We start from the raw sequence: 9,187 nt of genomic DNA, 5'->3' as shown, positions 1-9,187 counted from the left end.
GATCGCAAGCTCAAAACAGGTATTTCGGAGTTCACTGATTGGACGAAAAGAGCAGAAAAAAATCTCCGTAAAAGTACGGAGATTTACTTACGAAATATTAAGGTTTTTACTGCCTGAAGGGTTTTGAAAATTGTATCTGCTTGCCCTGAATCAGTGAAAACCCCCTGTAAAACTACGGAACTAATCATGGCGATCGCCTCAGCCATTCTAGGTCCCTCACCCCTTAATTCGCGTAAACCTGGCGATAATAATCCTGATACTCCGGAGAAAGTAGAGGACGCCACCATTCTTGATGCGTCAAATACCATTGGACCGTTTGCCGCAGACCCTCTTCCACCGTTACCGTAGGGGTCCAGCCTAACTCAGTCTTAATTTTCGTGGCATCGATCGCATAGCGACGGTCATGGCCTGGTCTATCCTTTACAAAGGTCATTAATGACTCGCAAGGACGCACCGGCAAATCGGTAGCCAACTCATCCATCAACTGACATAACATCCTTACCAAATCAATATTTTTAACTTCATTATTCCCCCCAATATTATAAGTTTCCCCCGGAGTCCCCTGGTGAATTACCACATCTAACCCCCGGCAGTGGTCCTCCACATACAACCAGTCTCGAATATTTTGCCCATCACCATACACAGGTAACGGTTTACCCAGTAGCATATTAATGCACATCAGCGGGATCAACTTTTCTGGAAAATGGTAAGGGCCATAATTATTGGAGCAATTCGTAATCAGGGTAGGAAGTCCGTAGGTGTGATAGTAGGCACGGGCTAAATGGTCGCTTCCGGCTTTGGAAGCAGAATAAGGACTATTGGGTGCGTAGGGAGTCCTTTCCGTAAATCCTGAATCCTCGGGACCTAGACTTCCGTAAACTTCATCGGTGGAGACATGGAGGAAAATTGGTCCCCGTTCTTCGGAACTCGGAACCGGCAAAGTTTGCCAGTGATTCCGAAAGGCTTCTAATAGGGTAAAACTACCAACTACATTGGTTTGAACGAATGCTGCGGGGCCTAAAATAGATCGGTCTACATGGGATTCGGCGGCAAAGTGGGCGACGGTATCGATCGCCTCCTCTTTGAGCAGAGTTTCCACCAAGGGGCGATCGCAAATATTCCCCTGAACAAACCGATAGTTTTCGTTGCCTTCGAGACTGGCTAAATTTTGGGGATTACCCGCATAGGTGAGGGCATCAAGGACTACGAGGCGATCGCCAGGGTAGCGCCGACACCAGTAATGAACGAAGTTAGCGCCAATAAACCCGGCACCGCCAGTCACTAATACTCGACGGGACTTTCGATTTTGAGGAGAGTTCAGACTAGAGCTCATGCAGATAGCTTCTCTATTTCTTAGCAGACTTCTTCAAAAATACCCTGAAAATCGCCGAGAAGAGTGACCCGGCTCTTGTAATAGATCAGTATCGGCACAGTATTGGATACTTCAAGGGGTCTGAACACAGAGGTTACTACTCTAAGCGGATCGATCGCCATCCCATTAGAGGGCTTACCCTGTCCAACTTGTACCCCTAGCATGACAAACTCGATTTACTCTATTTATTGGTGTGAGGAGACGGATTGTGGACGCGCAAAATATCGTGAGTTTAGCAAAACAAGGAGATCCAGGGGCGATCGCCGTCTTGCTAAATCAAGCATTACGAATCAGAAATATGACCGCCCAAGTGGTTCGCAACGACAATCGGCTGCATATTCTCTTAGAAGCCGATCGCATCCCCGATCGCCAAGCTTATATTGCCTACATTCAGGATGGATTAACTCGTCTTAATGTCCGTTCCATTCATTCAGTCCGGGTTTATGCCCGACAAATCGGTCAAAAAGTTCCGGCATGGGATGAAGCCTTTGAGTTTGGCAAAGCAACTATTAGTCCCTTATCTTCTCCCTCTGAAGCGCCGGAGAAACCCGCTTCAAAACCAGTCGCCACTCCAGAATCCTTGCCGATTGCGACAGACAAACCCCAAATCTCCCCGAATCATTCCATCACTCCCGTAGAGGCATCGGCACAGACTCCCAGGCAGAGCAATAACCCTGAGATTGTCGTAAGTTTAGCTACCATCGGTCAGAGCGATCGCCCCCTAAAAGAGCGAGTTATTCCCCAACCGGCGATCGCCCAGATAGACCAGCCCCCAACCCGCAAGAGAGTCCCATCTAACACATCCCGGGCGATCGGTCATACCCTGAAAATTGTATTACCCACCCTGGGAATCCTCAGCCTTGTACTCGGCACAGGTTGGGACTTCTTCAGAAACGGCGAAAAATTCCATCCCACCGTTCTTCTATCCACTGCTGCGGAAACCCTCGCCACGGTCAAACTCCCTGACCCCCCTAAATTCCCCTCTTTTGCAACCCGTTCCAACTCCCTCCAACCCTTACAAACGGACAACATTCTCAGCAACTTCCAACAACTTTCTGAAATTGTTGAATCCTCCATTCCCAATCGGACTATTACCCTTAAAGCTGTTGGAGATATTATTCCTGGAGTTGACTTCCCCACGAATAAACTTCCCCCCCAGCCTGAGCAACTTTTTCAGGGCGTTACCCCTTATTTACAAGGAGCAGACTTGGTTTTTGGTAACTTTGAAAGTACCTTAACCAATCATCCTTATTCAGCCAAAGATGTCAGGCGTCCCAATATTTTTGCATTCCGCACTCCTCCCAGTTATACCCGCCTATTAAAAGAAGCGGGTTTTAACGTTTTAAGCGTGGCCAATAATCATTCATTGGATTTTACTGACCAAGGCTTTGAAGATACTATCAAAAATATTGAAGCGGCTGGAATGTTGGCCGCGAGCCGGAAAGGGGAAATTGCTTATACCACGGTGAATGATATCCCCATTGCCTTTATTGGGTTTAGTACCTATTCCTATCACAACTCCATTCTTGATTTAGAGGCAGCTAAAGCCCTGGTTGCGGAAGCCCAGAAAAATGCGACCCTGGTTGTTATTTCGTTTCATGGCGGTGCAGAAGGAACTGGCGCTCTCCATGTTAAAAACCGCACGGAAACCTTTTTTGGAGAAAATCGAGGAAATTTGGTGGAATTTTCTCGGGCTATGATTGATGCAGGGGCGGATTTAGTCTTAGGTCATGGTCCTCATGTTCCTCGGGCATTAGAGGTTTACAATGGCAAATTAATTGCCTATTCTTTAGGGAATTTTATGGGATATCGCAGTTTTTCAACGGTAGCTGAGTTGGGATATTCTTTGATTTTGGAAGCTGAAATTGATTTGGAAGGTAATTTTATAGAGGGGCAGATTATACCGATTCATTTGGATAGTCAAGGGATTCCCAGCTATGATTCACAAAATCGCACGGTTAAGTTAATGCAAAAGTTAACCCAAAGCGATTTTTCAGAAACTCCCCTCTCTATCGAATCGGACGGGAAAATTGTTAAGGTAAATTCTCAGTAAAAGGGGAGAGCTAAGAGTGAAATAATGACTAAGGGGGGGAGATTAAAAGAGGTGGGACTAGGGTTTGAGATGATGCCAAATGAGGGGATTTACTTCAAGAATGCAGGGACGGGATAGAGTTTCACCGCAGCCAGTTGCGCTTTACAATGAAGAGAGTTCTTTTTTTATTGGAAGAAATTGTATTAAGTGATGCAGGTAACCTCGTCAATCAATACTGATCCGATACCGGGTGCATACTGGCAATGGGGCGATCGCGCGATTTATTACGTTCGTGCAGGCGATCGCCGTCCCGATCGCCCCCCTGTGCTGCTGATTCATGGTTTTGGGGCCTCCACGGATCACTGGCGCAAAACGATCGCCGGGTTACAAACGGAGTTTGAGGTTTGGGCGATCGATTTGTTGGGTTTTGGGCGATCGGCTAAACCCAACTGTATTTACAGTGGAGAACTCTGGCGGGAGCAATTACAGGATTTTATTCAAACCCATATTGGCAAACCGACGGTAGTTGTCGGCAACTCCTTGGGAGGATATGCGGCGTTATGTTTAGGCGCTCAATGTCCCGAATCGGTTGCCGGGGTTGTTTTGCTCAACAGTGCAGGTCCCTTTACGGAAACCGAACCTCGTCCCGAACCTCCATTGCATCGGAAAGCACTCAATGCTGCCTTGAAATCAGCGTTTGGCCAAAATTGGGTGAGCTTCCTACTATTCCAATGGACCCGCCGCCGTGCGACGATTCGGAAGACCTTGATGAAAGTTTATCTGGATTCCTCGGCTGTGACGGATCAACTGGTGGAGGAAATTTATCGTCCCTCTTGCGATCGCGGTGCGGCACAGGTATTCGCCGCGATTTTTAAAACGCCACCGGGGGAAAAAGTAGATATATTGCTCTCCCAACTCAAGGCCCCCCTGTTAACCCTGTGGGGAGAAGGAGATCCTTGGATGAAAATCCAGCAACGCAGCGATCAGTTTCGCCAATATTATCCCCAGGTTACGGAATATTTTCTCAAGGCAGGCCATTGTCCTCATGATGAAATTCCCGATCGCGTCAATGAATTAATTCGCCATTGGGTTCTGTCTGAGGTGAAGTAATCATCCGACAAAAGGGCGCGAGTCACCGTCCGGCCCCTGGTTATTCAGGAGAGTCGCGGCGATCGCCCCTTTCTGTTGAGGTGAGCTAAAACGAAAATTTGAAGTGAATTCTGGGGTTGAGCAGAGCATCCACTGGCTCACCGTTTTCTAAATGTTGGACTACAATCACAGGGACATCAGCCGGTGTGACCCGACAATACCAGACATTATCCGGGTTAACTTTAACCGTAGGACCTGAGCTACATTGTCCCAAACAACCCGTGCCATTGACCGTCACACCGGGGGGGAGTGGTGTCTGCTGAAAGGCTTTGAGAACGGCTGGGGAGCCGTGGCGCTCACAAGATTGGTGCTGACAAATCGAAATATTCCGATACAGAGGGTCTGGAGAATCGGGGGGTGTCATAGCCTCCTGGGGAAATAAATCTTTACAATACTGATTCTAACTGCCGGAGTCTATGGTTTCTTGGTCGAGTGCAGATCTACAGAATTTTGACCCCCCTGCTGAAACATCGACTTTTGTGCGGATATCTGAGAAAATCTCCTTTACGGTCACTTAAATTGAGAAGTAACCTGAGCGGGCTACAACTTGGGATCGGGGGAAAAAACAGATCAGGCTGGGTTTAAGCCATCAAGTTCGACCCCACAGAAGCAGCCGGACACAGAGCTCAATGTTTTAGATGACGGTTACAAATTAGCTTGAGATAAAGATCAAAGAAGATGGCGAAAACAGTTACCGAGATTATGACCCGTGATCCAGTCGTCGTGACTTCGGAGACCTCTTTGGATGAGGCAATTCAGATTATGGCGGAACGGCGATTCAGTGGACTGCCCGTGGTGGATGCTGAGGGAAAGTTGATGGGGATTATTTCCCAGGGAGACCTGATGTGGCGAGAAAGTGGGGTTACACCTCCGCCCTATATTATGGTGCTTGATAGTGTGATTTATTTAGAAAATCCAGCTAAATATCAGCGGGACTTACATAAGGCTCTGGGACAAACCGTGGGGGAAGTTATGACCAAAAATCCTCAAACGATTAGACCCGAGAAGTCTTTACGAGAGGCGGCAGAATTGATGCATGAGAAGGGAGTAAATCGCTTGCCGGTTATTGATTCAGAGGGTAAGCCAATCGGAATCCTGACTCGTGGCGATATTGTGCGGGCGATGGCAACTGAGGAAGGATAAGAGTTGACATTCTCAGGGGGATAGACGTGAGGTCCGAATGGACAAAAGATGGTGAAGGATCATCATGAATGGACGGATGAAGGGGACTGAAAATCCGTTTAATTTCGGTTAAGGAATATCAGATAAGGAACAGATCATAAAAAATGAACGTTACTCCAGAGTCAGTGAGGGAATTACTGCATTCAGAAACAATGGGCGATCGCCTACGCGGAGTCAATCAACTTCGGCAGCTTGAACCGGCGATCGCGTTAGAACTGATTTTACCCAGGATTCAAGATAGTAGTGCGCGGGTACGGTATGCAGCCGTCAGTCAAATGGCTAGTTTGGGCAAGTTGGATCGCGATGTTGCCTTAACGGTCCTGCGCGATCGCCTGTTAAATGATTCTGAAACTGATGTCCAAGCGGCAGCAGCAGACTCTCTTGGGGGTTTGCAATTAACAGAAGCATTTGAAGAGTTGCAAGAGATCTATCACAATACCTCTGAATGGCTGCTGAAACTCAGCATTGTTGCTGCATTAGGGGAATTGGGGGATAGTCGGTCTTATGCCCTTTTAGAAGATGCCCTGAATTCTTCAGAAAGCCTCATCAAAACATCGGCGATCGGGTCGTTCGGGGAACTGGGCGATCGTCGAGCTACTGCATTATTAATTCCCTACGCCACCGATGCCGATTGGCAGATTCGCCATCGCGTCGCTCAAGCGTTGGGACTGCTTGGGGGTCCTGAAGTTCGTCCCATCTTAGAAACATTGGCGCAAGATGAAGTTTCCCCGGTGGCTCAAACGGCACAAGCGAGTTTATCCGCCGTAGTTTGAAGAGAAAAAGGGTGGGAAATTTCCACCCTTTTTCTATCTTTGAAAATGAGGATAAACTCACAATTCCCATCTCTCTAAGCAATTTGTTTACGGTGTTAGCGCACTCCAAAGTTTTCAGTTACCGAAACGGAGCAAGATATTGGGGAGATGTTAATTTTGGGCGTTCCCTCAATTATTCAAGATAAAAATCTTGAGAATCAGGCGATCGCGTCCCGATTCTTTCGCCTGATAGAGGGCTTTATCCGCAATAGAAATCAACTCAGAGGGAACCGTACTTGAACAGGGAATCGTGGCAGTCACCCCCAAACTGACCGTAATAAATTTACTCACTGAAGAAGTTGGATGGGGAATCTGTAAATTGCGGATTTCAGCCCGAATTTTTTGGGCCACACTCACCGCCCTAGCTGCATCGGTATTGGGAAGCAACACAGCAAATTCTTCTCCCCCGTAACGCGCTACCAAATCCCCAGGACGGTTCACCGATCGACTCAGGGCCTCTGCCACTTCTTGTAAACATTCGTCCCCGGCTAAATGCCCGCAGGAATCGTTGTAGCGCTTAAAAAAGTCTACATCACACAAAATCAAAGACAGAGATGAGGGATTTTGGACAAAATGAGTTTCTGTCCCAGCATTTTTCGCCGGAACACTTTCCCGAATCAGTCGCCGCCACTCATGTTCTAATGCTTGGTCAAAACCCCGACGATTGGCAACCCGAGTCAACCCATCCAGAAAAGCCAGACGCTGCAACTCCTCATTCGCTGCTTGTAGCTGTCGATAAAGCTGCGCTTGTTCCAGCAATCTTCTCACCCGTTGACGTAGAACTGCCCAGTGAATCGGTTTCGTGACGAAATCCACGGCACCCACCTCGAATGCATGGTCCACCGATTTACTGTCCTCAAGACTGGTAATCATTAAGATGGGTGTGTGGGATGCAAAGTCATTTTCCCCTGAAGAATCATCTTTAAACATGGCTTGCAGCCTAGTGCAGCAAGTAAAACCATCCATAACGGGCATGATGGCATCTAGCAAAACCATATCGGGATGCAGGCGAATATACGCCTCTAAACCCTGAAGGCCATTTTCCGCCTCGGCTACTCGATAACCCTCTTTTTCCATGACTTGACGGAGGAGATCCCGCATAAAACGGTCGTCATCGACGATCAAGATCAGGGGCGGTTCTTTATCTGGGGTCGATGATTTTTTACTCACGCCAGCTATCGGATTCTCCATTCCTATATCATTGACTGTGTTAGTCCATCCCCTTTTGAGTCCCGTCGTTTTGGATTTTAACGATGGCATTTTTATAAAATAACTTCCTTGAGTTTATTATGAATAATCGGTTGCTACCTTGTAAGCGATCGCTTACGCTGCTGTCAGTGACCCTCCGTAATAGATCGGGGTGACTTCCATCACTTCCACCGGACCCAAACCCGGTGACTTGACCTCGGCAGGGGGGACCCTCCGACCCGGGGTTAAAGCCAGAATCAATGAATATTTCCCTCTCACCCAGGGCTTTATCCCAAATCCGGTTGTCAAAAACCCGTTTTCTCTTTCGCGGGCTGAAGCAGGCTGGGTCCATTGAGCTTCATCCAAAAAGGGTGTAGGTTTGAGCCGACCCATTTTGCTCTCAATATATTTTTGGGACTTTAAAGCCTAAAGTATTTACCCCATAAGGGTTAGGGTCTTAAAACCATCAGAAAAAATTTGGGGGACTTATTTAAGAATAATTTCTAGTAGAGGTTAGATGAGGGCCTTCAATAGAGGCTCAAACCGACTAAATTCGTTAGCACCCTATCTAACCTACGGAATGTAGGTTTAAAAAATTAGGGTTGAGCCTTGCCAGATGGAATCCAAGGGTAAAAAAAGTTCTCCAATCATAGCCTTTAAAATGTTGCTTCATGCAAATCAGCCGGAGTGAGATGGGATTGTATGACCTCTCCATCACGAAACATGACAATTCGTTTACTGGCGCGGGCAACGTCCGGTTCGTGAGTGACCATCACAATTGTCATACCACTGGCATTCAGTTCTGAAAAAATATGGATGACTTCTTCAGTGGTTTTGGTATCTAAAGCGCCGGTGGGTTCGTCAGCTAATAATAAAACAGGACGGTTGACGATCGCCCGGGCGATCGCCACCCGTTGTTGTTGTCCCCCAGACATCTGATTCGGCTTATTATTCATCCGGTTTTCTAAGCCGACTCGAATTAATGCCTCCCTTGCTCGCTCCCGCCGTTCCGAGGCAGGAATTCCCGCATAGACCATCGGCAACATCACATTTTCTAAGGCGCTCAGTTGAGATAACAGATGATATTGTTGGAAAACAAATCCTAACTTTAAATTTCGGATTTTGGCTAAATTGGCATCTGCCATTTGAGTAACATCTACCTCATCCAGATAATAATATCCGCTACTGGGTCTATCCAGGCAGCCAATAATATTCATGGCAGTAGATTTTCCCGAACCCGATGCCCCCATAATTGAGCAATATTCCCCTTCAAAAATGCTTAAATTAACCGACTTCAAGGCTTGCACTTCGGTATTCCCAGAACCATAAATCTTGTAAACGTCTTTGAGTTCAACGATCGCCGATTTTTGTTCCGGACTCTGTAAAGTGGATTGGAGTTGATTTTGAGAGTTCATAATAATCTCTACTTTAGTAAATTCACAAATGACCAAT

Annotated in this window: 8 protein-coding genes; 4 read left to right on the top strand and 4 right to left on the bottom strand. The window is 47.1% G+C overall.

The genetic code is table 11. The features are described 5' to 3' along the window. Positions 1-223: 223 nt before the first annotated feature. Positions 224-1,333: a dTDP-glucose 4,6-dehydratase gene (gene rfbB / locus J0895_RS00895; protein WP_207086265.1), complete on the bottom strand. Its 1,110-nt coding sequence runs from the start codon at positions 1,331-1,333 to the stop codon at positions 224-226. A 247-nt stretch (positions 1,334-1,580) separates the two neighbouring features. Here rfbB and J0895_RS00890 point away from each other — a divergent pair, with 247 nt between their 5' ends. Beyond that, complete coding sequence (locus J0895_RS00890) at positions 1,581-3,425, top strand: CapA family protein (RefSeq protein WP_207086264.1); 1,845 nt, start codon at positions 1,581-1,583, stop codon at positions 3,423-3,425. A gap of 189 nt (positions 3,426-3,614) precedes the next feature. Beyond that, positions 3,615-4,514 (top strand): alpha/beta fold hydrolase, encoded by a 900-nt coding sequence (locus tag J0895_RS00885; protein ID WP_207086263.1) that lies wholly within the window; start codon positions 3,615-3,617, stop codon positions 4,512-4,514. Positions 4,515-4,599: 85 nt separating this feature from the next. Here J0895_RS00885 and J0895_RS00880 read toward each other — a convergent pair whose 3' ends face one another. Continuing rightward, positions 4,600-4,917 (bottom strand): (2Fe-2S) ferredoxin domain-containing protein, encoded by a 318-nt coding sequence (locus J0895_RS00880; RefSeq protein WP_207086262.1) that lies wholly within the window; start codon positions 4,915-4,917, stop codon positions 4,600-4,602. A 314-nt stretch (positions 4,918-5,231) separates the two neighbouring features. Here J0895_RS00880 and J0895_RS00875 point away from each other — a divergent pair, with 314 nt between their 5' ends. Continuing rightward, entirely contained in the window at positions 5,232-5,696 is a 465-nt protein-coding gene (locus J0895_RS00875; protein WP_207086261.1) for a CBS domain-containing protein, read from the top strand. A 143-nt stretch (positions 5,697-5,839) separates the two neighbouring features. Continuing rightward, positions 5,840-6,508, top strand: coding sequence for a phycobilisome degradation protein NblB (nblB, locus tag J0895_RS00870; protein WP_207086260.1), 669 nt, complete (start codon positions 5,840-5,842; stop codon positions 6,506-6,508). A gap of 168 nt (positions 6,509-6,676) precedes the next feature. Here the strand turns inward: nblB and J0895_RS00865 are convergent, their stop codons facing one another. Then, positions 6,677-7,738, bottom strand: coding sequence for a GGDEF domain-containing response regulator (locus J0895_RS00865; RefSeq protein ID WP_242540952.1), 1,062 nt, complete (start codon positions 7,736-7,738; stop codon positions 6,677-6,679). A gap of 653 nt (positions 7,739-8,391) precedes the next feature. Beyond that, positions 8,392-9,150 (bottom strand): ABC transporter ATP-binding protein, encoded by a 759-nt coding sequence (locus J0895_RS00860; RefSeq protein ID WP_242540953.1) that lies wholly within the window; start codon positions 9,148-9,150, stop codon positions 8,392-8,394. Positions 9,151-9,187 lie beyond the last annotated feature (37 nt).

Source organism: Phormidium pseudopriestleyi FRX01 (genome assembly GCF_017313335.1).
GTDB lineage: Bacteria > Cyanobacteriota > Cyanobacteriia > Cyanobacteriales > Laspinemataceae > Laspinema > Laspinema pseudopriestleyi.
Note: the sequence above shows the minus strand (reverse complement) of the source record. Positions and strands in the feature narration are given on the sequence as shown.

Coding starts and splice junctions, on each gene's coding strand:
- rfbB (WP_207086265.1), bottom strand. CDS start 1,333: ATGAGCTCTAGTCTGAACTCTCCTCAAAATCGAAAGTCCCGTCGAGTA.
- J0895_RS00885 (WP_207086263.1), top strand. CDS start 3,615: ATGCAGGTAACCTCGTCAATCAATACTGATCCGATACCGGGTGCATAC.
- J0895_RS00880 (WP_207086262.1), bottom strand. CDS start 4,917: ATGACACCCCCCGATTCTCCAGACCCTCTGTATCGGAATATTTCGATT.
- J0895_RS00875 (WP_207086261.1), top strand. CDS start 5,232: ATGGCGAAAACAGTTACCGAGATTATGACCCGTGATCCAGTCGTCGTG.
- nblB (WP_207086260.1), top strand. CDS start 5,840: ATGAACGTTACTCCAGAGTCAGTGAGGGAATTACTGCATTCAGAAACA.
- J0895_RS00865 (WP_242540952.1), bottom strand. CDS start 7,738: ATGGAGAATCCGATAGCTGGCGTGAGTAAAAAATCATCGACCCCAGAT.
- J0895_RS00860 (WP_242540953.1), bottom strand. CDS start 9,150: ATGAACTCTCAAAATCAACTCCAATCCACTTTACAGAGTCCGGAACAA.